Annotated in this window: 26 protein-coding genes; 18 read left to right on the plus strand and 8 right to left on the minus strand. The window is 62.9% G+C overall.

Going from position 1 to position 25,806, the window contains the following annotated elements; all coding sequences use genetic code 11:
- Positions 1 to 65: 65 nt before the first annotated feature.
- The 5 genes from ccoG (at position 66) to QQK95_RS01130 (ending at position 5,359) form a co-directional block, all read left to right on the plus strand.
- Positions 66 to 1,625: a cytochrome c oxidase accessory protein CcoG gene (gene ccoG, locus QQK95_RS01110; RefSeq protein ID WP_284267909.1), complete on the plus strand. Its 1,560-nt coding sequence runs from the start codon at positions 66 to 68 to the stop codon at positions 1,623 to 1,625.
- Positions 1,622 to 2,119, plus strand: a complete 498-nt coding sequence (locus QQK95_RS01115; RefSeq protein WP_284267911.1) for a FixH family protein — start codon at positions 1,622 to 1,624, stop codon at positions 2,117 to 2,119. The genes ccoG and QQK95_RS01115 overlap by 4 nt, the downstream gene beginning before the upstream one ends.
- Complete coding sequence (locus tag QQK95_RS01120; protein ID WP_284267912.1) at positions 2,116 to 4,407, plus strand: cation-translocating P-type ATPase; 2,292 nt, start codon at positions 2,116 to 2,118, stop codon at positions 4,405 to 4,407. The genes QQK95_RS01115 and QQK95_RS01120 overlap by 4 nt, the downstream gene beginning before the upstream one ends.
- The gene (gene ccoS / locus QQK95_RS01125) at positions 4,404 to 4,556 is read left to right on the plus strand and encodes a cbb3-type cytochrome oxidase assembly protein CcoS (protein ID WP_284267914.1); all 153 of its coding nucleotides are present in this window, start codon (positions 4,404 to 4,406) and stop codon (positions 4,554 to 4,556) included. Before QQK95_RS01120 ends, ccoS begins: the two co-directional genes overlap by 4 nt.
- A gap of 104 nt (positions 4,557 to 4,660) precedes the next feature.
- A complete protein-coding gene (locus tag QQK95_RS01130; RefSeq protein ID WP_284267916.1) occupies positions 4,661 to 5,359 on the plus strand; it encodes a CBS domain-containing protein in 699 nt (232 codons plus the stop codon).
- A gap of 53 nt (positions 5,360 to 5,412) precedes the next feature.
- Here the strand turns inward: QQK95_RS01130 and QQK95_RS01135 are convergent, their stop codons facing one another.
- From QQK95_RS01135 to QQK95_RS01145, 3 genes are all read right to left on the minus strand, one after another.
- Entirely contained in the window at positions 5,413 to 5,961 is a 549-nt protein-coding gene (locus QQK95_RS01135) for a hypothetical protein (protein WP_284267918.1), read from the minus strand.
- Positions 5,962 to 6,090: 129 nt separating this feature from the next.
- Complete coding sequence (locus QQK95_RS01140) at positions 6,091 to 6,369, minus strand: DUF6455 family protein (protein ID WP_284267920.1); 279 nt, start codon at positions 6,367 to 6,369, stop codon at positions 6,091 to 6,093.
- Positions 6,370 to 6,484: 115 nt separating this feature from the next.
- A complete protein-coding gene (locus QQK95_RS01145; protein WP_284267922.1) occupies positions 6,485 to 7,294 on the minus strand; it encodes a universal stress protein in 810 nt (269 codons plus the stop codon).
- A gap of 227 nt (positions 7,295 to 7,521) precedes the next feature.
- Between QQK95_RS01145 and QQK95_RS01150 the strand changes: the two genes are divergently transcribed.
- Entirely contained in the window at positions 7,522 to 9,036 is a 1,515-nt protein-coding gene (locus QQK95_RS01150) for a PAS domain S-box protein (protein ID WP_284267924.1), read from the plus strand.
- The gene (gene fixJ, locus QQK95_RS01155) at positions 9,023 to 9,637 is read left to right on the plus strand and encodes a response regulator FixJ (protein WP_284267926.1); all 615 of its coding nucleotides are present in this window, start codon (positions 9,023 to 9,025) and stop codon (positions 9,635 to 9,637) included. Before QQK95_RS01150 ends, fixJ begins: the two co-directional genes overlap by 14 nt.
- Before the next feature lie 369 nt (positions 9,638 to 10,006).
- Here the strand turns inward: fixJ and QQK95_RS01165 are convergent, their stop codons facing one another.
- Both QQK95_RS01165 and QQK95_RS01170 read right to left on the minus strand, forming a co-directional pair.
- Complete coding sequence (locus tag QQK95_RS01165; RefSeq protein WP_284267930.1) at positions 10,007 to 10,360, minus strand: c-type cytochrome; 354 nt, start codon at positions 10,358 to 10,360, stop codon at positions 10,007 to 10,009.
- A gap of 24 nt (positions 10,361 to 10,384) precedes the next feature.
- A complete protein-coding gene (locus QQK95_RS01170) occupies positions 10,385 to 10,768 on the minus strand; it encodes a phasin family protein (RefSeq protein ID WP_284267932.1) in 384 nt (127 codons plus the stop codon).
- A 373-nt stretch (positions 10,769 to 11,141) separates the two neighbouring features.
- Between QQK95_RS01170 and hemA the strand changes: the two genes are divergently transcribed.
- The 4 genes from hemA to QQK95_RS01190 all read left to right on the plus strand — a co-directional run bounded on the left by hemA (position 11,142) and on the right by QQK95_RS01190 (position 14,075).
- Positions 11,142 to 12,419: a 5-aminolevulinate synthase gene (gene hemA / locus QQK95_RS01175; RefSeq protein WP_284267934.1), complete on the plus strand. Its 1,278-nt coding sequence runs from the start codon at positions 11,142 to 11,144 to the stop codon at positions 12,417 to 12,419.
- A 64-nt stretch (positions 12,420 to 12,483) separates the two neighbouring features.
- On the plus strand, positions 12,484 to 12,918 hold the full coding sequence (locus tag QQK95_RS01180) for a DUF2267 domain-containing protein (protein ID WP_284267936.1): 435 nt from the start codon (positions 12,484 to 12,486) through the stop codon (positions 12,916 to 12,918).
- A 3-nt stretch (positions 12,919 to 12,921) separates the two neighbouring features.
- On the plus strand, positions 12,922 to 13,629 hold the full coding sequence (locus tag QQK95_RS01185; protein ID WP_284267938.1) for a phosphoribosyltransferase: 708 nt from the start codon (positions 12,922 to 12,924) through the stop codon (positions 13,627 to 13,629).
- Positions 13,629 to 14,075 carry a pyridoxamine 5'-phosphate oxidase family protein gene (locus QQK95_RS01190; RefSeq protein WP_284267940.1) on the plus strand — a complete coding sequence of 149 codons (447 nt, stop codon included), beginning with the start codon at positions 13,629 to 13,631 and terminating at the stop codon, positions 14,073 to 14,075. Before QQK95_RS01185 ends, QQK95_RS01190 begins: the two co-directional genes overlap by 1 nt.
- 75 nt (positions 14,076 to 14,150) lie before the next feature.
- Here the strand turns inward: QQK95_RS01190 and QQK95_RS01195 are convergent, their stop codons facing one another.
- Entirely contained in the window at positions 14,151 to 14,987 is an 837-nt protein-coding gene (locus QQK95_RS01195; RefSeq protein ID WP_284267942.1) for a universal stress protein, read from the minus strand.
- A gap of 174 nt (positions 14,988 to 15,161) precedes the next feature.
- On the opposite strand from QQK95_RS01195, the gene QQK95_RS01200 reads away from it, so the two are divergent.
- Together QQK95_RS01200 and QQK95_RS01205 are read left to right on the plus strand one after the other, a co-directional pair.
- On the plus strand, positions 15,162 to 15,560 hold the full coding sequence (locus QQK95_RS01200) for a c-type cytochrome (RefSeq protein WP_284267944.1): 399 nt from the start codon (positions 15,162 to 15,164) through the stop codon (positions 15,558 to 15,560).
- Positions 15,561 to 15,613: 53 nt separating this feature from the next.
- The gene (locus QQK95_RS01205) at positions 15,614 to 17,167 is read left to right on the plus strand and encodes a bifunctional aminoglycoside phosphotransferase/ATP-binding protein (RefSeq protein WP_409371641.1); all 1,554 of its coding nucleotides are present in this window, start codon (positions 15,614 to 15,616) and stop codon (positions 17,165 to 17,167) included.
- 19 nt (positions 17,168 to 17,186) lie between these two features.
- Here QQK95_RS01205 and QQK95_RS01210 read toward each other — a convergent pair whose 3' ends face one another.
- Positions 17,187 to 19,868, minus strand: a complete 2,682-nt coding sequence (locus tag QQK95_RS01210) for a bifunctional acetate--CoA ligase family protein/GNAT family N-acetyltransferase (protein ID WP_284267947.1) — start codon at positions 19,866 to 19,868, stop codon at positions 17,187 to 17,189.
- A gap of 165 nt (positions 19,869 to 20,033) precedes the next feature.
- On the opposite strand from QQK95_RS01210, the gene QQK95_RS01215 reads away from it, so the two are divergent.
- The 5 genes from QQK95_RS01215 (at position 20,034) to QQK95_RS01235 (ending at position 24,726) form a co-directional block, all read left to right on the plus strand.
- Complete coding sequence (locus QQK95_RS01215; RefSeq protein ID WP_284267950.1) at positions 20,034 to 21,887, plus strand: heavy metal translocating P-type ATPase; 1,854 nt, start codon at positions 20,034 to 20,036, stop codon at positions 21,885 to 21,887.
- A 27-nt stretch (positions 21,888 to 21,914) separates the two neighbouring features.
- Positions 21,915 to 22,364: a thioredoxin TrxC gene (gene trxC, locus QQK95_RS01220; RefSeq protein ID WP_284267952.1), complete on the plus strand. Its 450-nt coding sequence runs from the start codon at positions 21,915 to 21,917 to the stop codon at positions 22,362 to 22,364.
- Between the two features lie 13 nt (positions 22,365 to 22,377).
- A complete protein-coding gene (locus QQK95_RS01225) occupies positions 22,378 to 23,628 on the plus strand; it encodes an MgtC/SapB family protein (protein WP_284267983.1) in 1,251 nt (416 codons plus the stop codon).
- 88 nt (positions 23,629 to 23,716) lie between these two features.
- A complete protein-coding gene (locus tag QQK95_RS01230; protein WP_095775423.1) occupies positions 23,717 to 24,103 on the plus strand; it encodes a hypothetical protein in 387 nt (128 codons plus the stop codon).
- A 32-nt stretch (positions 24,104 to 24,135) separates the two neighbouring features.
- The gene (locus QQK95_RS01235) at positions 24,136 to 24,726 is read left to right on the plus strand and encodes an NAD(P)H-dependent oxidoreductase (RefSeq protein WP_284267990.1); all 591 of its coding nucleotides are present in this window, start codon (positions 24,136 to 24,138) and stop codon (positions 24,724 to 24,726) included.
- Between the two features lie 14 nt (positions 24,727 to 24,740).
- On the opposite strand, the gene QQK95_RS01240 is transcribed toward QQK95_RS01235, so the two are convergent.
- Positions 24,741 to 25,724 carry a zinc-dependent alcohol dehydrogenase family protein gene (locus tag QQK95_RS01240; RefSeq protein WP_284267992.1) on the minus strand — a complete coding sequence of 328 codons (984 nt, stop codon included), beginning with the start codon at positions 25,722 to 25,724 and terminating at the stop codon, positions 24,741 to 24,743.
- Positions 25,725 to 25,806 lie beyond the last annotated feature (82 nt).

The following is a 25,806-nucleotide window of genomic DNA, read 5'->3' on the forward strand; positions in this document are numbered from 1 at the left end:
GCGCTGCCACACATCCAGCGGGCGACCGCCCGGCGAAATCACAAGCTGCGTGACAGGAGAGATCGGTGCTGGACAATACGCAGGTAGAACGGCTCGAGGCAGAGGCGGTCAACTCCGCCAAAGTGCGCCAGCCATTGTATGCTGCGCGCAAGAAGGTTTTCCCCAAGCGTGCATCGGGCAGCTTTCGCCAGTTCAAATGGCTGGTGATGGCGATCACGCTCGGCATTTACTACCTGACGCCGTGGTTGCGATGGGATCGCGGCCCGTTTGCCCCGGACCAGGCCGTGCTGCTCGATGTCGCCAACAGGCGTTTCTACTTCTTCTTCATCGAGATCTGGCCGCAGGAATTCTACTATGTGGCCGGCCTTCTGGTCATGGCTGGCGTCGGCCTCTTCCTGATCACCTCGACGGTCGGGCGCGCCTGGTGCGGCTACACGTGCCCGCAGACCGTTTGGGTCGACCTGTTTCTGGTCGTCGAGCGCGCCATCGAGGGCGACCGCAACGCCCGCATGAAGCTCGATGCCGGACCCTGGACCGCCCGCAAGCTCGCGTTGCGGGTCTCGAAGCACGCCATCTGGCTGGTCATAGGCGCGGCCACCGGCGGCGCCTGGATCTTCTATTTCGCCGATGCGCCGACGCTGGCCGGCGAACTCTTCACCGGCACGGCGGCTCCCGTCGCCTACATCACCGTCGCCGTACTGACGGCGACGACCTATACGTTCGGCGGGCTGATGCGCGAGCAGGTCTGCACCTATATGTGCCCATGGCCGCGCATCCAGGCGGCCATGCTCGACGAGAACTCCCTCACCGTCACCTACAATGACTGGCGGGGCGAACCGCGCTCGCGTCACGCCAAGAAGGTGCTCGCCGCCGGGCAGCCTGTCGGCGACTGCGTCGACTGCAATGCCTGCGTCGCGGTCTGCCCTATGGGGATCGACATACGTGACGGCCAGCAGCTCGAATGCATCACCTGCGCGCTTTGCATCGACGCTTGCGACGGCGTCATGGACAAGCTCGGCAGGGAGCATGGGTTGATCTCCTACGCGACGCTCTCCGACTACAACGCCAACATGATGCTGGTGACCGCCGGGGGCTCCGGCTCAGTCAATCCTTCGCTGGTCCGAACCGCTGACGGCCTGTTCTCCGACAAGGTGGCTCATTTCCACATTCGCAAGATCTTTCGGCCGCGCACCTACGTCTACATGGGCCTGTGGTCGCTGATCGGCCTCGGCCTGCTCTACTCGCTGCTGACGCGCGACCGGCTCGAAGTGAATGTGCTGCACGACCGCAATCCGCAGTTCGTCACCCTGTCCGACGGCTCCATCCGCAACGGCTACACCGTCAAGCTGCTCAACATGATCCCCGAGCCAAGGACGATCGTCGTTACTCTCGAGGGCCTGGAAGGTGCCGAGATGAGCGTGGTCGGCGTTGATCTGCCGGCTGGCCGTTCCGTTCCCATCTCGGTCGAACCAGATCGACTGAAGATGCTGAAGGTTTTCGTACGCCAGCCGGCGGGCCAGATCCACGGCACGGCACAGACCTTCAAGTTCCGGGCCGAGGACAAGGCGAGCTTCGAGTCGGACGAATACACCGCCACCTTCAACGCACCGGAGATCGCCAGATGACCGCCAAGGCGCAAAAATCCCGCGAATTCACCGGCAGGCACATGCTGGCCGTCACTCTGGCCTTTTTCGGCGTGGTCATCGCGGTCAATCTGACCATGGCGACGCTCGCCAGCACGAGCTGGACCGGCCTGGTCGTCGAGAACACCTATGTGGCGAGCCAGCAGTTCAACAAGAAAGCCGAGGAAGGGCGCGCGCAGGCGGCCCTCGGCTGGACCGGCAAACTGATCATAGCAGGGGGCGAGGTCCGCTATGGCCTCACCGATGCCGGCGGCAAGCCGGTTGCCTTGCATGGCGTCAAGGTTCTGTTTCGGCATCCCGCCTACGAGAAGGAGGATAAGGCCATCACGCTCGCCCTCGCCTCGGGCCAGGAGTTCGCCGCGCGGCATACGCCGAAGGACGGTGTCTGGATCGTCGAAGTCGACGCCGACGCCGGTCTGGACAAACCCTATCGCGACGTCCGCAGGATCATTATTTCCCACGGAGCGCAGAAATGAGCTGTTGTGCACCTGGCGCTGAAATGACGCTGGATCTGGCCGGCGCCACATCGGTCCTGCCGTCCAGCCAGGAGATCAGGCTGGCGAGCCGATCGATTGGCGACAACCTTTGCCAGACCGATCTTTCGGTACCGACCATCCACTGCGCGGCCTGCATCCAGACAATCGAGACGGCACTGGGAAGGCTCGATCGCGTCGAGAGCGCTCGCGTCAACCTGTCGACCAAACGGGTCTCGATCCAATGGCGTGGCGACGAGGCTCCGCCATTTTTCGCAACGCTCGGGCGGCTGGGCTATCCCGCGCATCTTTTCGATCCAGAGACCGGCAACAAGGACAAGACGCTTTCGGAACTGATCCGGGCGGTCGCGGTCGCGGGTTTTGCCGCCGGCAACATCATGCTGCTGTCGGTCTCGGTATGGTCCGGCGCCGAAGGCGCGACCCGCGACCTGTTCCACTGGGTCTCGGCGCTGATCGCCATCCCGGCCCTGGCCTTTGCCGGCGGCATCTATTTCCGCTCGGCCTGGAATGCATTGCGCCACGGGCGCATGAACATGGACGTCCCGATAGCGGTCGGCGTGTCGCTTGCCTACGCCATGAGCCTCTACGAAACCATCAACCATGGCGACCACGCCTATTTCGACGCCTCCGTTTCGCTGCTGTTCTTCCTCCTGATCGGCCGCACGCTCGACCACGTCATGCGCGAACGGGCACGTACCGCCGTGAACGGCCTCTCGCGGCTGGCGGCGCGCGGCGCCGTCGTGCTGCGCGGCGATGGCGTCCGCGATTACCTGCCGGTCGGCGAGATCGAGCCGGGCATGGAACTGCACATCGCCGCCGGCGAGCGAATTCCGGTCGACGGCACTATCCTCAGCGGTATTTCAGACCTCGATTGCTCACTGGTATCGGGGGAAAGCACGCCCCGGACCGTGGGAGCGGGAGCCAAGGTCCAGGCGGGCACGCTCAATCTCACCGGTCCGATGACCATGCAGGCGACGGCCGCGGCGAAGGATTCTTTCCTGGCCGAAATGGTCCGGCTCATGGAAGCCGCGGAGGGCGGCCGCTCGCAGTACCGCAGGATCGCCGACCGGGTCTCGGCGCTCTACGCGCCGGTGGTCCATCTCGCTGCCTTGCTGACGTTCCTCGGCTGGATGATCGCCTCGGGGGACTGGCATCTGGCGATGACGATCGCGATTGCCGTTCTCATCATCACGTGCCCATGCGCGTTAGGCCTCGCCGTGCCGATCGTGCAGGTCGTCGCGGCGCGGCGTCTTTTCGAGGCCGGGGTCATGGTCAAGGACGGTTCGGCCATGGAACGACTGGCGGCGATCGATACGGTGCTGTTCGACAAGACCGGGACCCTCACGCTCGGACAACCAAGGCTGATCAATGGGCAGTCCATCGACCCGGCCATGCTGGCGATCGCGGCCGATATGGCCGCGCATTCGCGCCATCCATTCTCGAAGGCCATAGCCGGCTTCGCGGGCTCTTCCAGCCAACCCGGTCTCCAGTCCGTCAGCGAGCACCCAGGCTTCGGCATGGAGGCCGTCACCGAGGGCAACACCTGGCGTCTCGGCCGGCGCGGCTGGGCCGGATGGAAGGCGCGGACCGGCGGCGAAGGCAAATATGGCGGCTATGGCGGGACAGTGCTTTCGAAGAACGGGATGATCGTGGCCACCTTTGCCTTCGAAGACGCCGTGCGCGCCGATGCCAAGGCGACGGTCGGGCAGTTGCAGGATGCCGGCATGTCGGTCCAGATGTTGTCCGGCGACACTGCCAACGCCTGTCGCGACGTCGCCAGCACCTTGGGAATCGAGGACTTCGTTCCGGCTCTGCTCCCCTCCGGCAAGGTCGAGTGGATCGAGGCGCTGTCCAGGGAAGGCCACAAGGTCTTGATGGTGGGCGACGGCCTCAACGATACGCCGGCGCTCGGTGCGGCACATGTCTCGATGGCCCCGGCCACCGCGGCCGACGTCGGTCGCAATGCCGCCGATTTCGTCTTCCTGCGCGAAAGCCTTCTGGCAGTGCCCTTGGCGCTGGATATCTCGCGAAAGGCAGGCCGGCTCATCCGACAGAACATCGCCATTGCCATTGTCTACAACGCGTTCGCTGTGCCGATCGCCATATCGGGGCACGTGACGCCGCTCATCGCGGCGATCGCGATGTCCGCGTCGTCGCTGCTGGTGATCGGAAATGCCATGCGGCTGCAAGGTTTCGCGAAAGGCTCATCACCTGAACACGCTTCGCGCGACCGGCGCGGACGCGCCGGCATGTTGGTCCAACAGCCATGACGACGCTCGTCTATCTCATCCCCGTGGCGCTCTTCCTCGGAGCGCTTGGACTGACCGGCTTTCTGTGGGCGCTGAGAAGCGGCCAGTATGAGGATCTTGATGGAGCGGCGGAACGCATTCTCATCGATGGGGATGAGCCGCCAAAGTGACCGCGCCTGCCCTGTGAAATGACGCAGATCAATGCCTGGAGAGCTCAATCGTCCGACAAAGGCTGGCATCCAACGAGGGGCTGGATGCAAATCAGGAGGCAGGAATGCAGGCCGAAGCCATCATGACCACCCCGGTCGTCACCATAGGTCCAAGCGCTTCGATCGCCGATGCGGCCGAACTCATGCTTGCCCGGAAGATCGGCTGCCTGCCGGTCGTCCGCGATGACGGCACAATGGCTGGCATCATCAGCGAAGGCGACTTCCTGCGCCGTCAGGAGCTCGGTACCCAGCGCGTGCGTCCTCGCTGGCTGGAGTTTGTCCTCGGGCCAGGAAAAATAGCCAACGATTATGTCCTCGCGAACGGGCGGCGCGTTCACGAGGTGATGACAAAGCAAGTCGTGTCGGCGCCGACGGATACCTCGCTCGTCGAGATTGTCGGCTTGATGACCGAGAACAACATCAAGAATGTGCCGATCGTCCAGGCGGGAAGGCTCGTCGGCATCGTTACGCGGACGGATCTGCTGCGCGCGCTGTCGCGCATCCTGCCGAAGTCCGGTGCGACAACGGCCGATGACGAATCCATTCGGAAGAACGTCCTGGCGGAGCTTCAGGGCCATTCGTGGAGCGGCGGAGACTTGATCGGGGTAAGCGTCGACCGGGGGGCTGTCGAGCTGAGTGGCGCGATCTTCGACGAGCGACAGCGGCAGGCGGCGATGGTCGCGGCGGAGAACGTCGCGGGCGTCAAGGCGGTCAAGGACAGCCTCTTCTGCGTCGGCCCATTGTCGGTCCTGCTTGTCGAGTAGTGCGGTGCGATAACGGATGGCGGCACGTCACGGCGACCGACCGAGCCTTCTGCCTATGTCGCGAGCACGGGTATCAATGGCCGAAGCAGCAAAAGGGCAAACGCGATAAGCGCCGCGCCCGCGACCCTGTCCGCCATTCTTGCGTCCTCACCAAGCCGCCTGCCGAGCACAAGCCACGCCGATCCCGTGGCAGCCGTGATCATCAGAAGCATGATCCAGAAAATCCCCAAGGCGCGTGGCCCGACGCCCATCGGCACGATTGCCAGGCAATAGATAAACGCCTTGGGATTGAGGACACTGGTTGCCAGAACGGAAATGGCGTCGCCCTCTTTGGATGTGCCGACCCTGGCACTCGCTATCAGGCGCAGGCCAAGGACCACGAGCCATCCGGCTGCGACCAGCTTGAGTGCCTGCAAGGCCCCGGGCGGCACCCAGGGGCGCAACGAAAACCATGAGGCGGCTGCTATTGCGTATCCGCATGCCTGCGCGGCCAAGAGCCTGACCGCCTTCTCTCGCTTGACCGACCCTGCCATCAAAAGAGCGTTGGTTGGCCCTGGCGCGAGAAAAAGCAGAAACGCTTTCAGAAAAAACAGGGTATCCAAACTGCCCGACCCCGTGGATGTAAGCCTATCGGTTGCAAAGTTCCGTTCGCATTGGCGGTCATCGCAACACAGACGTCAAACCTTTTGCCCAAGCCACGATATCGTCGGGGCGCAAAATGCCCGATGGCACTACCGTTGGCCAGCCGCATGCTGCAACCGTGCGATCAGGTCGCGGTTGCGGCAGTAGTCCGGCGGATCATCGGCTTGCTGGTGTTCGTCAAGCCAGATCGAGCATTCATCCTGGTGCCCGCAGGAACGGCAGCGGTCCACCGCCCGATTGGTAACGGCTGCATGGTCGGCGACAACATGCAATTGTTTGTCGACGCCGAGCTTCCGCATCATGCGGCCCATCAGGGCCGTCCTTGCATCCACTGAAATCAGGTAGTCGAGAAGGGTCACGTTGGTCACTCCCGTTTCTCAACCATCATCGCCATGTTGGCGACCAATGCATTGATCTCGGTCAACGGTCGATACGCCCAGCTATCGTTCCAGGCCGCTGATGGCGGACTGAGGATGCCGATGTTCAATAGGACATGAAGCGATTGATGCCGTTGTCGGCGATCAGCGAGCGGGTGACGCCGCCGAATGCCCATTCCCGCAAGCGGCTGTGGCCGTACGCGCCGGAGACGATCAGGTCCGCATGAATCGAGCGTGCGAAGGACACAAGGCGATCGCCATCAGCCTCGCCGGCAATCAGTTCGGTTCGCGCCATGATGCCATGATGTTCCAGAAAAGCCGCCACATCGGCGAGGCTGTCACGAATGCTTTCGTCGCGTGACATATCGATTGTGGCGACCACGACTTCGCTGGCTTTGGCCATGAAGGGCAACGCATCCACGATGGCCCGGCGCGCCTCCCGGGTATCCTTCCAGGCAACGAGAACAGTCTTTGCACGGACATGTTCGACATTGCTCGCGACGGCCAGGACCGGGCGCCCGGCACCAAGTGCCAGGCTGCCGATATCCACGGCGCGAAACACATTGTCTCCTGCCTCGCCGGTAACGACGAGGTCGGCCGCCCTGGCTGAAACACTGAGGAAACGGGTCGGGCTGCAAACAGCTTGGCCCCACTCGCTGAAGATCGAAGCCGGAACCAGCCTTTCGAATTCGGCTCGCAGTTCTGCAAGCCGTTTTTCGATTTCCGTGCGCTGGATCTGTATGATCTCGCCTTCGTAGACCATGCCCTGTCCAGTCGCGACCAGCGGCGGTACATCCGCGGCCGCCAGACCGATGAGACGGGCCCCAAACCGTTCCGCCAGCTCGACCCCGACCTTTACGATGGGCGCGGGAGGTGCATCCACCGCGAGGTTTACGATGATCGACTTGTAGGACATTGCCGGCCCCTTTTCTGAAACGGAGGAATGCGCAATGAATTGCATTCGCCGGCGCCCGGCACCTTGATGCGCGTCAAATGACCTGACGGTGGCATTCAACGCGGAGCCCCGATCCGTTTTGCGTGTGTGGCTAGAAGTGATAACTACGTCTTCGGCAAGTGTTTCGATTCCAAGGACGTCAGCAGGTGTGCCAAGAGGAAGCGCTTATTTTGTCGGCCGACGGGACGATGCTGAAATCAGTCCTGTCGCAGATGTTCGAGCAGGCCCCGGGCTTCATGGCGCTCCTGCAAGGACCGGACCATGTCTTCGAATTGACCAATGCGGCCTACCAAAGGCTGATCGGACACCGGCAAGTCATTGGGAAGCCCGTCCGCGAGGCCTTTCCGGAACTCGAGGGACACGAGTTTTTCGAGCATCTGGACCATGTGCACAGGACCGGCGAGCCTTATCGGGGCCAAGGTGTGAAGGTCGGCCTCCGCAACCGTGAAGACGGGCCGATCGAAGAGCGCATCCTGGATTTCGTCTATCAGCCGATCAAGGGCGACAGTGGGCGGATCACGGCGATCTTCATTGAAGGCACGGATGTCAGCGAGCTCTCCTTTGCGAACGCCGCCCTCCGGTTGCGCGAGGATCATCTGCGTTCGATCCTGGCTACGGTGCCCGACGCCATGGTTGTCATCGACGAGCAGGGGCGAATCCAGTCCTTCAGCACCGCTGCCGAAATGCTGTTCGGCTATCAGTCAAGCGAAGTCATCGGGCAAAACGTCAATATGCTGATGCCTTCGCCCTATCGCGACGAGCATGATGCCTATCTGCTTCGCTACCTGACGACAGGAGAGCGCCGGATCATCGGGCTCGGTCGCACCGTTACCGGGGCACGCAAGGATGGCACGACTTTCCCGATGGAGCTTTCCGTCGGCGAGATGCACCCCGGAACCGGACGCTTCTTCACCGGCTTCTGCCGCGACCTGACCGAACGCCATCGGGCGGAAGCAAGAATCCAGGAGCAGCAGCAGGAGCTTCTCCATATGGCGCGGTTTACCGCGCTCGGCGAAATGGCGTCGACATTGGCCCATGAGATCAACCAGCCGCTCACCGCGATCACGAACTATCTGAAAGGCAGCCGGCGACTTCTAGAGAACAGCAAGGAAGAAAATGCGCCCATGCTGCGGGATGCCGTGGAGAAAGCGGCCGAGCAGGCCCTGAGGGCAGGAAACGTCATCAGGCATTTGAGGGATTTCGTTGCAAGAGGCGAAAGCGAGCGTCAGGTCGAACGGCTGCCGACGCTGATCGAGGAAGCCTCGTCCCTGGCACTGGTCGGAGCAAGGGAGATAAATGTCCTCGTCAGCTACAAGCTCGACCCTGCCGCCGAACTGGTCTTGACCGACCGCATCCAGATCCAGCAGGTTCTGCTCAATCTGATGCGCAATGCGGTGGAGGCAATGCAAGGCGCGCCACGCCGCGAATTGAAGGTCACAACTGTCGCCCGCGATGATGGAATGGCCGAGGTGAGCGTGATCGATACCGGCCCGGGCCTTGCCCCGGAGGTTTCGGCGCAACTCTTCCAGCCATTTGTGACCACCAAGAAGCAAGGCATGGGTGTCGGGCTTTCGATTTGCCGCACCATCGTTGAATCGCACGGCGGCCACATATGGGCGGAGGCAATGCCGACCGGCGGGACGGCTTTCCGGTTCACCTTGCGGATCGTTGAGAGGGAAGAGGTCACAAATGGTCGGCAGTGATCTGGTGCACGTGGTCGACGACGATGTGGACGTTCGCAAGTCGCTCGGTTTTCTTCTGGCAACAGCGGATTTCGCGGTGCGCTTGCACGAATCGGCCACGGCTTTTCTGTCAACGGCAACGGGCAAGCTCGACGGCTGCATCGTCACAGACGTGCGCATGCCGGGCATAGACGGTATCGAGTTCCTGCGGCAGCTCAGAGCCGGCGGCCATACGATTCCGGTTATTGTCATGACAGGCCATGCCGATGTGGCGCTCGCCGTCCAGGCGATGAAGGAGGGAGCAGCCGACTTCATCGAGAAGCCTTTCGATGACGAGATGCTGATCGAAGCGATCCGTTCCGCATTGGCCAACCGCAACCAGGCACATGCGGCGCATCCCCAGTCCGCGGATATCCGCGATCGTCTGACCACCTTGTCGGAACGTGAGCGACAGGTGCTTGATGGGCTTGTGTCTGGCCTGCCGAACAAGACAATCGCCTATGATCTGGGCATCAGCCCGCGCACCGTCGAAATCCACCGGGCCAATGTCATGAGCAAGATGGCGGCAGGCAGCCTGTCACACCTCGTGCGCATGGCGCTTATCGTGGAGTCCAAATCCTAGACTTACCGGCTGGGCTGAAGTCCGTCGTCCTCGTTGAGTCTTTTCTCCGTCACCCAATCGCGCCAATGAGTCGGTCGGATATCGACTCGAGCGCCAGTGGTCACGTTCATCCAACCCTCCCTCACCCTCCGGCAGGGGAATACAAGCGCGTGCTCGCCGTCCTCATCAAGGACGGCAAGTTCGAGATCGCGACCAAACGGAGCGTTTAGGATTAGCTTCCACATCGCATCAAGATGTTCGCAAACGATGGGCCGCGCTTTGATTTACATCATTTTGTGGGATCGCCCCGATCGCCGTCGGCATGAGGTCGTTCTTGCGTGCCCTGATCGGGTCTTGCCCCAGCTCTGCCTGCTCTTGCTTAGGCCCCGATCACGGTTGCTGTAGGCTGCTGATATAGGCGATGATCGCCTCGATCTGGTCAGGGCTCGCAACCCACTCAGGCATGTCCGGATGTCCAGTCGAGATGCCTTCTGCGAGAGCTTCCTCGAGATCCGCGATCGGATAGCGCTTCGACAAGGTGCGAAAGGCGGGCGCATCCGGATGGCTGCTCTTGTCGGTTCTGCCGACGGCGTGGCAACCGGAGCAATTGAACTCAACCAACGCCTTGCCGCGTTCGACCGAGCCATTTGCCAAGGCTGGCGGCACGCAGCCAAGCAAAACCGCCACCAACACGGAAAGCCGCGCGTCATATCTGCGTCTGCCATTGTCCATACGGGTGTTCATGGCTGCAAGCCTCCGCATTTCCGACTAGGCGACTGTCCTCACCGCTATGTCTTCAATCGCGGTTCTGGCTTCCTTGCGCACCAGCCCGGCCGCTTCCGACGCAAGCTTGGACGTCAGTGTCGCAACCTTGCCGGCTTCGGTGACATATTCCGAGGCCGCATTCTGCAGGAAGGTGGAGACAACCTCGAAGGCGTCATTGAATTCAGGACCGCCGATGAGATCGTCCGCCAGCTTGATATCCTGCTCGCAACGATGCCTCAGGAAGGCAAGCGTTTCGATCTGATAGCGCATCATCGCCTTGAAGGCGTGCGCCTGAAGTGACACGGCGGCAAGAACCACCTTCTGGCCATTCTCCGCCATTGGCAGCAGTTGCGTGCCGGATCGCGGCGGTTCTGGGTGGCTGTGCATGATCGACTGCTCCGTTGCGAGAAGCCGCAAAGCTAATGCCATTCGCCTTGGGGTCGTTGATCAGGATCAACCCCTATGACCTTTGCCGGCAGCCCTCCGGATTGGCCAGGAGATTGCGGCTGATCTGATTGTTCTGGGCGGTTACGGCCACAGCCGTGTCCGTGAAATGGCCTTTGGCGGCGTGATGCATTCTGTGCTGCGCAACGGATCGCTGCATCGGTTCATATCGAACTGAGCAAAAATACCTTCGCCCCTGAAGTTGACATGAATCAAGGTCGCCCCTTCCCGCAAGGGGTTACGTCTAGCCTCGCCAAATGAGCGAGGAACCGGTGCGCCGACACCTGCGATCGTTCCACAGAAAAGGAGTGCCGACATGAACTACCAGCGGTTCTTCGAAGAAGCGATCGACCAGCTCCACGCGGAGCGTCGCTATCGTGTCTTCGCCGACCTCGAGCGCATCGCGGGCAAGTTTCCGCGCGCCATCTGGCGCGCAGGCGGCCGCGCCGAGGAAATCACCGTCTGGTGCTCCAACGACTATCTCGGCATGGGCCAGCATCCAGACGTTATCGCCGCGTTCCAGGACGCGGCCGGCAAGATGGGGTCGGGCGCCGGCGGCACCCGCAACATTTCCGGCACCTCCAACCCCCTGGTCGAGCTCGAGCATGAGCTTGCCGACCTGCACGGCAAGGACGCGGCCCTGGTCTTCACCTCCGGCTTCGTCTCCAACGAAGCCTCGATCTCGACCATTGCCCGGCTTCTGCCTAATTGCCTGATCATCTCGGACGAACTGAACCACGCCTCGATGATCGAAGGTGTTAGGCGCTCCGGCGCCGAGAAGAAGATCTTCCGGCACAATGACGTCGCGCATCTGGAAAACCTGCTGCAGGCGGCGGGGCGCGAACGCGCCAAGCTGATCGTCTTCGAGAGCGTCTATTCGATGGATGGCGACATCGCGCCGATCCGGGAGATCGTCGAGCTCGCCGAGCGCTACAACGCCATGACCTATATCGACGAGGTCCATGCTGTCGGCATGTACGGACCGCGCGGCGGCGGCATCACCGAGCGTGAGGGCCTGGCCGACCGCATCGACATCATCGAAGGCACGCTCGCCAAGGCGTTCGGCACGTTGGGCGGCTACATCACCGGCACCAGTGCCGTCATCGACGCGGTGCGCTCCTATGCGCCGGGCTTCATCTTCACCACGGCGCTGCCGCCGGCGATCGCGGCCGCGGCCACCACCTCGATCCGCCATCTCAAGAACTCGCAGGCCGAGCGCGACGCCCAGCAGCAGCAGGCGAGCCGAACCAAGCAGATCCTCTCTGCCGCCGGCCTGCCGGTGATGGAGTCTCCGACCCATATCGTGCCGCTGCTGGTTGGCGATCCGGAGCTCTGCAAGATGGCCAGCGACCGCCTGCTTGGCATGCACGGCATCTACATCCAGCCGATCAACTACCCGACCGTGCCGCGCGGCACCGAGCGGCTGCGCATCACGCCGACGCCGTTCCATTCCGATCGACTGATCGCCGAGCTGCAGGATGCGCTGGTCGAGACCTGGGATGCGCTCGGCATTCCCTACGGCTCGGCAGGACGCCCCGCCGTCGCCAAGAGCGACCGGGTCATTCCGCTGGTCATGGCCAAGGCCGGAGGCTGAAGCCGCCGTGTACTCAACAGCTTTCATTCATTTCGGCTTCCTCTGAATTTTCAGGAGTAGAACCATGAGCCACATGTCCCACACTTCCTTTTCCGGCTTTACCCAGGCCGCGCAGCAGGCACAGCAGTGGGTAAAGGAGCTCGCCGCGGACCTGCGCTGGAGCGAGCCAAGTGCCTGCCGGCTTCTAAGGTCCGTCCTGCACACGATGCGAGATTGGCTGCCGCCAGCGGAAATGGCCGATTTCTCGGCGCAACTGCCCGTTTTGATTCGCGGCATTTATTTCGAGGGCTGGGAGCCATCGGCGCCCGAGCATGAGCGCAAGAAGCGTGATTTTGTCCTCAGCGTCAGGAACAGTTTCGGCTACGATGACGACATCGATTTCGACGTCGCCATCAGCGCGGTGTTCAAGCTGCTCGATCGCCATATATCGCATGGCGAGATCACCCAGGTGAGAAACTCGATGAAGAAGTCCCTTCGCGAACTCTGGCCCGTTGATTGAACAATGTTTCGCGACCGCAAGCAGGCTGGAGAGAGACTCGGCATCGAATTGGCCGGGCTCGACCTTTGCCAGCCGATCGTTCTGGCGCTGCCGCGCGGTGGGGTTCCGGTCGCCGCAGAAGTGGCAAAAGCCCTGGGCGCGCCTCTCGACGTACTCATCGTCCGCAAAGTCGGTGCTCCGGGCAACGCGGAACTGGCGGTTGCCGCCGTCGTGGATGGCAATCCGCCCGACGTCGTGCTCAATCGGGAGATCGTTGAGACCTATGCGCTCGACGATGCCGAACTTGCCGCGCTGGTTGCTCTCGAACGCCCCGAACTCGAACGTCGACGCCTCGCCTACAAGGGCAATCGCAGGTCGTTGTCAGTCGCAGGCAAGACGGTGATCCTCGTCGACGACGGGGCAGCAACGGGCACGACCATGAAGGTCGCCATACGCGCGCTCAGGCACCGGGCGCCCAGGGAGATCATCGTGGCGGTTCCCGTGTCTCCCCCCGATACATTGGCCGATTTGGCGACAGAGGCTGATCGCGTGGTATGTCTTAGCCAGCCAGGGCGGTTCCGTGCATTGGGCTATCATTATCTGCGGTTCCCGCAGCTTTCCGACAGCGAAGTGACCGCGACGCTGGATGAGGCTAGCCAGATGCACAAGTCGCGCAGGCGCGATATGGTCGGCGACCGGTCGACGGCCGAGAAGAACAGGAGATCACATTGATGCTGGTCCGCACGCTTTCTGCCTTGGAATGCACGAAGATCCTGACAGCCAACCGTGTTGGCCGACTGGCATGCGCGAAGGATGGACAGCCCTACGTCGTGCCCATCCACTATGCCCATTCTGATGCTCATCTTTACGCTTTTTCCATGCCGGGCAAAAAGATCGAATGGATGCGAGCCAATCCGCTGGTGTCCGTGCAGGTTGACGAACACGGCCAGGGCCGAGGATGGAGAAGCGTCATTGTCGATGGCCGATATGAAGAGCTGCCGGACCGGATCGGCCACAAGCTCGAGCGGGATCATGCCTGGTCGGTGTTGAGTAAGCACAGCGACTGGTGGGAACCTGGCGCACTTAAGCCGGTCGCGCCTCCCACGGCCGACGGCGCACCACATGTCTTCTTCCGGATCCTGATCGAGCAGGTGTCGGGACGAGAGGCGAGCGAGTAGGTTCACAACCCTTCATACAAGAATGGGAGCGGTCCGGCGCAAACTGCGTCGGACCGTTTTTCCTCGCGTGAATTGTTATCTTGCCATCAAGACCGGCAGCGATTGTCCCTCAATCATCGACTTGGTGACGCCGCCGAAAATACGCTCGCGCAACCGGGAGTGGCCGTAGGCGCCCATGACCATCAGCTCGGCCGCAACGTCGCCGGCATGCTGGCGAAGCACCTCGGCAACCGAATGGTTCGAGCTCGGCAGCCGGTCGACCGTAACCTTCACGCCGTGCCGGGCGAGATAGGTCGCGGCATCGGCCCCAGGTTCAGCCCCGTGATGGAATTCGTCCTCCAGCGGATCGACCATGACGAGGCGCACGTCGTCGGCGCCTTTCAGCAGGTCGAGCGACTCGCGAACAGCGCGCGATGACTCAACGCGAGCGTCCCATGCGACCAGGATGCGTTTCGGTGTCAGCGTTGGCCGCGAGCCCTCGGGAACCAGCAGCATGGGCTTTCCCGATGAGAACAACACGCCCTCGATGACCTTATCCTTCAGAGTGTGGCTTGCCAGCAGATCCGGCCCCAGAATGGTCAGATCGGCGTAGCGGGCACGCCTCCCGATGACGTCGTCAGCCCATCCAATGTCGGGATAGTCGTCGCTCAGATCAGCCGATACCGCGCTCCGGAAAAGAAAGGCGGTGACATCCGAAATTCGTTTCTCAAGCCTCTTCAACTCGGCCTGACGCTCCTCAAGCCAGGCTGGTGAGACGACAGCAGCATACTCACCTCCCGAGGGCGGTGCGGCAATCTCGAGGACGAGCACGGAAAGGTGCGCATCGATCTGTTCGCACAGGTCAGCGGCGAGCTTCAGATCGCCCTCACCCTGGTTCGGTCCGGTAACCGTAAGCAGTGTCCTGAAAGTCACGGTGGCGACTCCTGATTTCGAGTGAAGGTTCAGTCGTGATGTCAGTCATTAGCGCGGTGCCCGGTGGTTTCATTGCGCTGAGTCAAACACCGTGACCGCGGCGGCATTTGATCCGCATCAACGTGCGGGGAAGCCAAGGCTGTAGGTTTCAGTCGATCAATCGGGGAAACGCGGATGAAATTCCTGATTACGGCGATTCTGGCGGGATTGGCCCTCAACGCAGCTGCCGCCCAGGAACTCGGCAACGGCAAGGCGGAATACATGAACTCATGCGCCGTCTGCCATGGCCCAGAAGGCAAGGGCGACGGCCCGTTGGGCGACCAGTTGTTGAAGCGGCCGAGCGACCTGACGCGCCTCTCCAGGCGCAATGGCGGCGAATTCCCTTATTGGCGCGTCTTTGCCGTCATCGACGGTCGCGGCATGGTCCCGGCGCATGGCGATCGCGACATGCCGGTCTGGGGCCGGCAATTCCTTCCCGGCGACGTGAAGAAATATGGCCCGAATGCCGGGGAAATCGTCACCAGGGAACGGATCCATGATCTGGCCGGTTATGTCGAGACGTTGCAGCAATGAAAACAGAAGGCATAAACAGTCTCCGCGCGACGCAGGCATCGAAGAGGCCGGACATGGTCGTTGACGAGCAGCAATCCGCTACCGCGTTCGTGCTTGATCCCGCCTCTCATGGCATGACCGGACCGGTCGAGGCGATCGAGACCCATATCTCGCGTATTTTCTTGGTTGGCGAACGCGCTTTCAAGATGAAGCGGGGGGTCAAGCTGCCTTATGTCGATTTCTCGACGCCAACGCTCAGGCTGGCCGCTTGCGAGAAAGAGGTGGAACTCAACAGCAGGACCGCACCTGATCTCTATCTGGGAGTGCGGCGGATCACCCGCGAAGCCGACGGCAAACTCGTTTTCGATGGCACGGGCGAAATGGTCGATGCAGTGATCGAGATGGTCCGGTTCGATCAGTCAAGGCTCCTCGATCGGATGGCGAGTGCCGGAGAACTGACGCCAGCGGTGATGACGGCCGTCGCACGCATGATCGTGGGATACCACCGTGCCGCGCCGAAGATCCACAACGGCACCGGCTCGTTCAATCTGATGGGCGTGCTCGACATCAACGAGGCCGGCTTTGGCACCAGTCATGTCTTTACAAAACGCGAAATCGAGACGTTTGCCGGGGCTTTCCGCATCGCGCTTGCCCGCCATTCAGGATTGCTCGACCGCCGGGAGGCCTCAGGCAAGATCCGCCGGTGCCATGGCGATCTGCACCTGCGCAACATCTGCCTTTTCGATGGCGAACCTCGCCTCTTCGACTGCATCGAATTCAACGATCAGATCGCCACTATCGATGTTCTCTACGACCTTGCCTTCCTGCTGATGGACCTTTGGCACCGTGGTTTTCCGCAGCTCGCCAATCTCGTGATGAACCGCTACCTCGACGAGGCCGATGACGAGGATGGCTTTGTCCTGCTGCCTTTTTTCATGGCGGTGCGGGCGGCGGTGCGCGCGCATGTCACCGCCACCCAGGTCGAGGAAGGCAGCGCCGATTCCGGCAAATTGACCGCCGAGGCCCGATCCTATTTCGAACTGGCCCGAACATTTCTCCAGCAAACACCGCCGAGGCTCGTTGCCATCGGCGGCCTCAGCGGTTCCGGCAAGACGACCATTGCCGAGGCGCTCGCTGCCCATGTCGGTGCGCCGCCCGGCGCGCGCATTGTCGAAAGCGACCGCATCCGCAAAGCGATGCACGGCGTGCCGGCCGAGACCAGGCTGCCGGACAAGGCCTATCGACCTGATGTGTCCGACCGCGTCTACAACGAAATGGCATGGCGCGCCGGCCTGATTCTCTCTGGGGGCGGCTCGGTTGTAGCCGATGCGGTTTTCGACAGACCGGCAGATCGTGAGCGAATCGAGAAGGCTGCGCGCGACAGAGGTATTCCATTCTCCGGTTTCTGGCTGGAGGCGGATCCACTCGTCCTTTGGCGACGGGTCAGCGAACGCAAGGGCGGTCCCTCGGATGCCACGGTGGATATCCTCTCGCGTCAACTGCAGCGAAAAGCTGGCAAGGCCAGCTGGCTCAGGATCGATTCCGATCGAAAGCCCGTCGACATCGTCGCGGAATTGAGGAGATGTTGCGAGCGCGATGCTTCCGAGATCCTGCGCACGGCCTCCTGATTGTTGCGGACGATCGACCTCAACCGAGTTCGAGCTTGGCCTCGACAAGGCCGGGGTCGTTCGGAAGATGCATGATGGAGAAGCCGAATTCACGGCACATTGCCAGCATCTTGCTGTTTTCACTGAGCACTATACCTTCGATGCGGCGGATCCCATCGGCCTTCGCATAATCGACGATCTGGCTGAGCAACTCCCAACCCAGGCCGTGCCCCTGCAAGTCTGTCCGCACGAGCAATGCGTATTCGGCGCTGACGTGGTCGGGATCGCAAGACAAGCGGCTGATGCCCGCCAGCGCGCCAGTGCCCGTGTCCAATGCGACGAAAGCCATGTTGCGGTCGTAGTCGAGCTGGGTGAGCCGCTTCAACATCTGGTCGGAAAAGCTTTTGCGCGGCGACAGGAAACGCAGGCGCAGATCGTCAGGTGAAATCCTGCCGAGGAATTCGGGATAGAGCGCGATGTCCGCCGGCCTGATCGGCCGGATATGATATTGAGCGCCACCTGCCGAGATTTCCTTCTCCCAACCTGACGGGTAAGGCCGGATGCACAGCGCGGGATTCGGCCCGGCTTCTTCCACCCGCTCCGGCTCGATCTCGATGCGCGCATCCAGTGCGATCACGCCGTCGATGTCGGCGAGCAACGGATTGATGTCCATTGATACGAGGCACGGAAAGTCGACGACCATCTGCGACAGGCCGTTAAGCGCCGCAACGATCGCCTGCCTATCCGCTGGTTTGCGATCTCGGAATCCGGCGAGCAGCCGGCCGATCCGCGTTTGCCCGATCAGGTCGCCGGCAAGAACGTCGTCGAGTGGCGGCAACGCGATCGCGGTGTCGTCGATCACCTCAACGGCGACGCCACCCGCCCCGAACAGCAGAACCGGACCGAAAATCGGATCGCGGCTGACACCAAGGATCAGCTCCTGAGCCTGTTTTCGCACCACCATCGGCTGTACGGCATAACCCTCGATATCGGCCCGAGGATCGCGCTTGCGCACCCGGGCCTCGATTGAGCGTGCTGCCTCCTCGGCTGCCGCCGCGGCTGCGATGCCGAGCACCACCCCGCCAATGTCCGACTTGTGCGAGATCGCCTTCGACAGCAGCTTGACGACGACCTGCCCGGACGTCTTGAGAAGCCGGCTGGCTGCTTTCCCCGCTTCGGCGGGGGACCTGGCGATGATCGTTTCGGGCACCGGGATGCCGTAGGCGGAAATCGCCGCCTTGGCTTCGGGTTCGGTCAGCATTCGCCGGCCCTCCCTGGCGACCTGCCTGAATATCGCAAGCACCGCGTCTCGACCGCTCGCGGCGGCCTCGCCATGGCTCGACGGCGTGCGCAGCAGGGCTCGCTGGGCTCGCGACCAGTCGGCAAGATAGGACACGGCCATTGCGGCATCAGCAGGGGTCTCGAGGCTGGCAATTCCCGCGTCCTGAAGAACACGTCGCCCTTCGCGCGCTGTATGTTCGCCAAGCCAGCAGGTCAGGACTGGCTTGCCGCCGACCTTGCCGCCCTGCGCCAGCGTTGCCACCGCGCTAGCCGCGGCGAGCGGCGAGCCGAGCCCGGTCGGGCAGTTCATAACCAGGACAACGTCGGTCCCGGCATCGGCCGCGACGGCCTCGACCGCTGCCCGGTAGCGCTCAGGCGCAGCATCGCCGATGATGTCGACCGGATTGGCATGGGACCATGTGGCCGGCAGGACGGCATCCAGGCGGGCAATCGTTTCCAGCGAGAGTTCGGCCAGTTTCCCATTGCAGTCGACAAGCTGGTCGACGGCAAGCACGCCGGCGCCGCCGCCATTGGTGACAATGCCGACACGGGCTCGCTCCAGCGGAGCAAAGCGGGCGGTCGTTTCAACCGCGTCGAACAACTCGGCCAGGCCTTTGACGCGCAGGATGCCCGCGCGCAGCAATGCGGCGTCGACGACACGATCCGCGCCCGACAGAGCGCCGGTATGGGTGGCGGCCGCCTTGGCCGCCTGCTCGTGCCGGCCCGACTTGATGACGATCACCGGCTTGAGACGTGCCGCGGCCCGCGCCGCCGACATGAACTTGCGCGGATTGGGAATGGTTTCGAGATACATCACGATGGCGTGGGTGTGCATGTCGCCCGCCAGCATGTCGAGGCAGTCCCCCACGTCGACATCGGCCATGTCGCCGAGCGAGACGATCTGCGAGAAGCCGACATTGTTATCGCCTGCCCAGTCGATCAGCGACGTGGCGATGGCGCCCGATTGCGACAGCAGCGCGATATTGCCGGGCTTGGCGGCCATATGCGCAAATCCGGCGTCAAGTTTGACGGGCGGGATCATCAGTCCGACCGTGTTCGGGCCAATGATCCGGAACAGTGTGGGCTTGGCAGCGTCGAGCATGGCCTGACGCAGGCCGTTCTCGCGGGTAAGCCCGGCGGTGATCACGACCGCAGCCCGCGTTCCCTTGTCACCGAGCTCGCGCACGATGCGGGGAACCGTGTCCGGCGGCGTGACGATGACACCGAGGTCTGGAATATCAGGCAGATCGGCAGCCCCGGCATAACAGCGTCGACCGGCGACTTGCGAGTATTTCGGGTTGACCGGCCAGATCTCGCCTTCGAAGCCGCCGTTGATGATGTTGTCGAACACGACACGGCCGACCGAACCGCCACGCGCTGATGCACCAAAGATGGCGACCGACTTCGGGGCGAACGCACGTTCGAGATTTCGGATCGTCACCCCAATATCTCCTGTTCTTGGCGATCATCGCCTGTCGATCTTGCCCGTTCGTTGCGTTGGATCAAAGCCTTCACCAGCTATCAGGACTAGCTGTTTGCCTGGGTTCGACGCGCCCGCAAGCGCTTGCGAAAATTGGCGAGCATCGATCAAATCGGAAGGCATCGCATGAACGAGTCCACTCTGCGGCGCGCATTGCTGGTCATCGCCATCCTGGGTCTCGCTGGCGGTATCGGAGCCTGGCGAACCGGGCTAGGGCCTCTTGATGCCGACATGATCTGGACGGTGGCGACCTTGCCCGTGGTGGCGGCCCTTGCCGTCTCCATTCTGCGCGATTTCTGGATTGGGCGCTTCGGCGTCGACGCCATTGCGTTGGTGTCGATGTCCGCCGCGCTGCTGCTTGGCCAACCCCTGGCCGCGATAGTGGTCGCGATCATGTATGCCGGCGGCACCGTGCTCGAGGATTTTGCCCGCGGCCGTGCCGAGCGGAACCTCAAGGCACTCACTGACCGGTCACCGCGTGTCGCACACCGCGAATCCGCCCATGGAACGGAAAGGATTTCCGTCGAAGAGGTCGTTGTCGGCGACACTCTTCTGGTACGCGCCGGCGAACTGCTTCCCGTCGATGGCATCCTGCTCGATGCTTCGGCCTCGCTCGACGAGTCGGCGGTGACCGGAGAGCCGCTGCCGGAACCGCGGACCGCGGGCGACATGCTGCGCAGCGGCACCGTCAATGCGGGCGAGACTTTCAGCATGCGGGCTTCGGCCCTCGCTGAAGAGAGCACTTATGCCGCGATCGTGCGCATGGTCGCCGCGGCGCAGACCGCGAAATCTCCGTTCATTCGCATGGCGGATCGCTTTGCCCTGTTCCTGCTGCCAGCCACTCTGCTGGTTTCCGGCGCCGCCTGGTATGTTTCCGGCGACCCGGTCAGAGCGCTTGCGGTGCTGGTCGTCGCAACGCCATGCCCGCTCATCCTCGCTGCCCCTGTTGCCTTCATCGGCGGCGTCTCGCGAGCCGCGCGTGCCGGCATCCTGATGAAGGGCAGCGCGGCCCTGGAGGCCCTTGCGCAAGTCCGAACCGCGATCTTCGACAAGACGGGGACCTTGACCATCGGCGGCGCGGAGCTCATCGAAATCGAAGTCGCGCCCGGCCGCGACGCGAACCATCTGCTGCGGCTGTTGGCATCCCTGGAACAGGCATCGCACCACGTTCTCGCCGATTCGATCATGCGGACAGCGCGCGGCAGACAGCTGGTGCTTTCGCATCCGCGAGATGTCCGCGAATACCGCGGCGCGGGCCTGAAGGGCCGGGTCGAAAACATGGCGATCGCGGCGGGATCGCGGGCTTTCGCGCTCACCGACAGGCCCCTGCCCGATTGGGCGAAAAGCGGCGAAGAAAAATACCGGGACGAGCCGGTGCTCAGGGTTTTTGTCGCACTCGACGGACGACTTGCCGGCGTGTTTACTTTCGGCGATGCCATGCGTGCCGATGCACATGACACGCTCGCCAACCTGCGCTCGGCCGGCATCACGCGCTTGGTCCTGCTGACGGGTGATGACGGTGCAGCCGCAAAGCGTGTTTCTTCCATGCTGGATCTGGATGCCGTCGTCGCCGATGCCATTCCCGCGGATAAGGTCGCGATGGTTGAGGCCGAGAAGGCAAGGGCACCGACAATGATGGTCGGCGATGGCATCAACGATGCACCCGCCCTTGCCGCCGCGACGGTCGGCGTCGCCATGGGCGCGCGCGGGGCGACGGCCTCTTCCGAAGCGGCCGATGTCATCGTTCTCGCGGACCGGCTGGAACCCGTGGCCGAGGCGGTGCGGATTGCCCGGCGGACGCGCGCGATCGCCCTGCAGAGCATCGTTGTCGGGCTGGCGCTCTCGGGTGTGGCAATGGCCGCGGCGGCCATGGGGCAGATCGCTCCGGTGGCAGGTGCCTTGCTTCAGGAAGGGATCGACGTCGCGGTCATCCTCAACGCATTGCGCGCCCTTGGCGACGGACGTCTCGGGCGCGCATAGTGGACAACAACGGATCGGTGAACGGCCATGGCACAGCAGAATCTGGTGGTTTGCGGCAAATGCGGCGGGGTCAATCGTCTACCGCCGGCCCGCAATGCCGACGAGGCCAAATGCGGAAAGTGCGGGACCAGGCTGTTTTCAGGTCACCCGCTGGACGTCGACGCCAAGGCGTTCGACCACCAGACCGCGCGCAGCAGTATCCCGGTTGTCGTCGATGTCTGGGCGCCATGGTGTGGCCCGTGCAAGATGATGGCTCCGGCCTACGAAGCGGCAGCGCGCGAACTGGAGCCACATGTTCGCCTGCTCAAGCTCAATTCCGACAATGAGCAGGCTGTCGCGGCAAGGCTCGGTATTCGCGGCATCCCGACGATGATCCTCTTCCATGGCGGGCGTGAAATCGCGCGCACATCAGGCGCGATGACGGCAGGCCAGATCGTCAGGTGGGTTCGCGATCGCCTGCCGACGGTCGACGCCTGAAAGCCGCCGCCCCATGGATCCACTCATCGCCCGGCTCGCACTGGCCCTGGCAATTGGCTTGCTCGTTGGACTGGAACGTGGCTGGCGGGAGCGGGAGGCGCCCGATCGCAGCCGCACGGCGGGCATTCGCACCTTTGGCATATCCGGCCTGCTCGGCGGCGTTCTGGCCGCACTCGCCAACGCGCTCGGCGCGGTATCGGTGCTTGTCGGCGGATTCATCGCCTTTGCCGCGATCTTTGCCTGGTACAAGGCGCGCGAAGCTGCCCATGACGAGGATTTCAGTGTCACCAGCGTGATTGCGGGCCTTGGCGTTTTTGCTCTGGGCGCGCTTTCGGTCACCGACGACTATCGTGCGGCTGCAGCCGGTGGGGCGGCGTTGGCGGCAATCCTGGCCAGCCGGGAGATCCTGCACGGCCTGCTGAAGCGACTGACCTGGATCGAACTGCGATCGGCGCTGATCCTGGCTGTGATGACGGCGATCGTGCTGCCCTTGCTGCCGAACCGGACGATGGACCCGTGGGGAGGTTTCAATCCGTGGGAGGTCTGGTTCCTGACGGTGCTGATGGCCTCGATTTCGTTCGCCGGCTATGTGGCTGTTCGCATCCTGGGAAATACGCGCGGCCTGCTCGTCAGCTCGCTCGCCGGCGCGATCGTCTCTTCCACCGCCGTGACCCTGGCGCTTGCCCGCAACGCCGCCTCGGCAAGCAATCCACTGCCGCTCGCAGGGGCGGCATCATTGGCTGCAATGGTTTCCGTGCTCCGCGTCTGCGCCGTGGTTCTGATCATCGAGCCAAGTGTCTTCGCCGGGGTCGGCATTCCGGCCATGGCGGCGGCCCTCGCCTTCGCTGCCTGCGGCGCATTGCTGCTTACTCGCGGTAGAGGGAATGGCGAAGGGAGTGACATGGCGCGCAATCCCTTCGAACTGGGCCCGTTGTTGCTCTTCGCCTTGCTCTTCGCGATCGTTGCGACCGCGAGCGCCGGATTGGCCGCTCAATTTGGCGGACGCGGCTTGCTGGCGAGTTCGGCGCTCGCAGGTACATTCGATGTCGATGTTGCGGTGCTCGGCGCGTTGCGCCTGGTCAAGCATTCCGTGTCCATCGAAACCGTGGGCCAGGCCGTGCTCGCGGCGCTGGCAGCAAACGCGGTCGGCCGGCTGTCGCTCGCAGTATTTGCCGGTCCGGTCCGATTCTGGTTGCCACTGGCGGTCGCAACCCTGATCTCCGCGACCATGGGCATCTGCGCGATCCTGTTGCTCGGCACCTGAGGGAAGTGCGGCGACCGAGATTTCTTTGATGCGGATCAAGGGCCAGGTCCAGCCACCGCTCTATGAAACTCCGTGAAAGGAGTTCGCCATGACCAGTCTGAAGGATCTCACCCCCAAATTCCGCCACGTCCGGCTGCTTCTGGCCCGTGAGAAGGGCCACCCGGAAGGCGACCGCGAAGAGGGCTACGACGTGCTGGCGCCACTGACCGGCGAAGGCCGGATCGATGCGGAAGAGTGGAAATCGCACAGGGCTTCCTGTCGTGTTCGCCGCTTCCGCACCGGCGAGGAAGACCTGATCGGCCGGCTGAGGCGCAAGCCGGGCGGGCAATGGTATTTCGACTACGCCGAAGGCGACCGCGACGACGAAATCGGCTTTCATCTCGGCGACGAACGGTTCGTGACCGGCGAGTATGTGTCGATCGAGCGCAACGGGGCCATGCACACCTACCAGGTGGCACGGGTCGAGCGGCCTTGACGCCGCGACGACAGGCTCGCTGCGCGTAGACCATGTCACGACGCATCCTCATCGTGGTCGGCCATCCCGACCCGTCCCCGGACCGGCTCTGCCGCGGCCTTGCCAAGGCCTATGGCGAAGGCGCGGAGAAGGCAGGACACGCCGTGCGCCGGGTTGATCTGGCAGCACTTGATTTTCCAATGCTGCGGACAATGCAGGAGTTCGAGCATGGTGCGGTTCCCGCCGGCCTCAGGGAGGCCGCCGACGCGATCGTCTGGGCCGAACACATCGTCTTTGTCTTTCCACTGTGGCTCGGAACCATGCCGGCCATGCTCAAGGCATTTCTGGAACAGGTCATGCGGCCAGGGACTGCCTTTGCCTACCCGGACAAAGGCGGCGGCTTCACCAAGACATTGCTTGGCGGCCGCTCTGCACGCGTCGTCGTGACGATGGGCATGCCTGCCGTCCTTTACCGCCTATGGTTCCTTGGGCATGGTCTGGCCGGCATGCGGCGGAGCATCCTGCATTTTGTCGGCATCAGTCCGGTGCGCGAGACTTTGTTCGGCATGGTCGCCGGCGCCAGCGATGCGACTCGCGCGAAGTGGATCCGGCAAATGCGCGGCCTGGGAGAACGGGCCGGATAATCCTCCACCGTCAATCACGGCACCAGGACGGCGGCGCCGCTCAATCTGCCTTGCCTCAGATCGTCCAGTGCCTGATTGGCCTGTTCCAGCGGGTAGACCTTGGTGTGCGTGTGCACCTGAGCGCGCCTGGCAATTGGAAAGAACTCTTCCGCGTCGCGGCGCGTCAGGTTTGCCACCGACACCAGTTCACGCTCTTCCCAGAGCAACTCATAGGCCATCGCCGGAATGTCGCTCATGTGGATGCCGCCGCAAACCACCCGGCCGCCCTTGCGGACGGCACCAAGCGCGACCGGCACAAGGTCACCGACCGGAGCGAAGATGATCGCGGCATCGAGCTGCCGGGGCGGAAGTTGATCCGAACCGCCTGCCCAGGTCGCTCCGAGCGAGCGAGCAAATTCCTGTGCCTGCCTGTCACCCGGCCGGGTGACAGCGAAAATCTCACGACCTTGCGAGATCGCGATCTGGGCGACGATATGCGCGGCGGCGCCGAAGCCGTAGATCCCGAGCCGCTTGCCGTCACCGGCCTTCTTCAGGCATCGCCAGCCGATCAGGCCAGCGCAAAGCAACGGCGCCAACGATACGGGATCGGCATCGCGGTCCAGATCGAAGGCGAATTGCGCGTCGGCAATGACATGGCTGGCAAAGCCGCCATCGCGTGTGTAGCCCGTGAAATCCGGCTGATCGCAAAGGTTTTCACTCCCTGCGAGGCAGTAGGGACAATGCCCGCAAGTGTGCCCGAGCCAGGGTACGCCAACCCGGCGCCCCACCCTGGACCGCGCAACGCCCTTGCCGACAGCGTCGATGATGCCGACGATTTCGTGGCCCGGAATGAGCGGCAGTCTTGGATGGAGCAGGTCACCATCCACCACGTGCAGATCGGTCCGACAGACCGCGCATGCCTCGACCTTCAGCCTTATCTCGCCGACCCCCGGCAAGGGGTCGGGTCGATCAACCAGCTTCAAGGGAGTGCCGATGCTTTCGAGCACCATTGCTCTCATGACGTGCTCCTTGTTGCCGAGGAACAAACGAAAGCGGATACGATCCGCTCCTCCGCCATACCCGACATCAGGCGACGTGGAC

This window comes from Mesorhizobium huakuii, from assembly GCF_030160235.1.
In the GTDB taxonomy this organism is placed as follows: domain Bacteria; phylum Pseudomonadota; class Alphaproteobacteria; order Rhizobiales; family Rhizobiaceae; genus Mesorhizobium; species Mesorhizobium huakuii.

Excerpts from the sequence above, each read along its gene's own strand:
- QQK95_RS01115 (WP_284267911.1), top strand. The coding sequence starts at position 1,622 with ATGACCGCCAAGGCGCAAAAATCCCGCGAATTCACCGGCAGGCACATG.
- QQK95_RS01120 (WP_284267912.1), top strand. The coding sequence starts at position 2,116 with ATGAGCTGTTGTGCACCTGGCGCTGAAATGACGCTGGATCTGGCCGGC.
- ccoS (WP_284267914.1), top strand. The coding sequence starts at position 4,404 with ATGACGACGCTCGTCTATCTCATCCCCGTGGCGCTCTTCCTCGGAGCG.
- QQK95_RS01130 (WP_284267916.1), top strand. The coding sequence starts at position 4,661 with ATGCAGGCCGAAGCCATCATGACCACCCCGGTCGTCACCATAGGTCCA.
- QQK95_RS01145 (WP_284267922.1), bottom strand. The coding sequence starts at position 7,294 with ATGTCCTACAAGTCGATCATCGTAAACCTCGCGGTGGATGCACCTCCC.
- QQK95_RS01150 (WP_284267924.1), top strand. The coding sequence starts at position 7,522 with ATGCTGAAATCAGTCCTGTCGCAGATGTTCGAGCAGGCCCCGGGCTTC.
- fixJ (WP_284267926.1), top strand. The coding sequence starts at position 9,023 with ATGGTCGGCAGTGATCTGGTGCACGTGGTCGACGACGATGTGGACGTT.
- QQK95_RS01165 (WP_284267930.1), bottom strand. The coding sequence starts at position 10,360 with ATGAACACCCGTATGGACAATGGCAGACGCAGATATGACGCGCGGCTT.
- QQK95_RS01170 (WP_284267932.1), bottom strand. The coding sequence starts at position 10,768 with ATGCACAGCCACCCAGAACCGCCGCGATCCGGCACGCAACTGCTGCCA.
- hemA (WP_284267934.1), top strand. The coding sequence starts at position 11,142 with ATGAACTACCAGCGGTTCTTCGAAGAAGCGATCGACCAGCTCCACGCG.
- QQK95_RS01180 (WP_284267936.1), top strand. The coding sequence starts at position 12,484 with ATGAGCCACATGTCCCACACTTCCTTTTCCGGCTTTACCCAGGCCGCG.
- QQK95_RS01185 (WP_284267938.1), top strand. The coding sequence starts at position 12,922 with ATGTTTCGCGACCGCAAGCAGGCTGGAGAGAGACTCGGCATCGAATTG.
- QQK95_RS01190 (WP_284267940.1), top strand. The coding sequence starts at position 13,629 with ATGCTGGTCCGCACGCTTTCTGCCTTGGAATGCACGAAGATCCTGACA.
- QQK95_RS01200 (WP_284267944.1), top strand. The coding sequence starts at position 15,162 with ATGAAATTCCTGATTACGGCGATTCTGGCGGGATTGGCCCTCAACGCA.
- QQK95_RS01205 (WP_409371641.1), top strand. The coding sequence starts at position 15,614 with ATGGTCGTTGACGAGCAGCAATCCGCTACCGCGTTCGTGCTTGATCCC.
- QQK95_RS01215 (WP_284267950.1), top strand. The coding sequence starts at position 20,034 with ATGAACGAGTCCACTCTGCGGCGCGCATTGCTGGTCATCGCCATCCTG.
- trxC (WP_284267952.1), top strand. The coding sequence starts at position 21,915 with ATGGCACAGCAGAATCTGGTGGTTTGCGGCAAATGCGGCGGGGTCAAT.
- QQK95_RS01225 (WP_284267983.1), top strand. The coding sequence starts at position 22,378 with ATGGATCCACTCATCGCCCGGCTCGCACTGGCCCTGGCAATTGGCTTG.
- QQK95_RS01230 (WP_095775423.1), top strand. The coding sequence starts at position 23,717 with ATGACCAGTCTGAAGGATCTCACCCCCAAATTCCGCCACGTCCGGCTG.
- QQK95_RS01235 (WP_284267990.1), top strand. The coding sequence starts at position 24,136 with ATGTCACGACGCATCCTCATCGTGGTCGGCCATCCCGACCCGTCCCCG.
- QQK95_RS01240 (WP_284267992.1), bottom strand. The coding sequence starts at position 25,724 with ATGAGAGCAATGGTGCTCGAAAGCATCGGCACTCCCTTGAAGCTGGTT.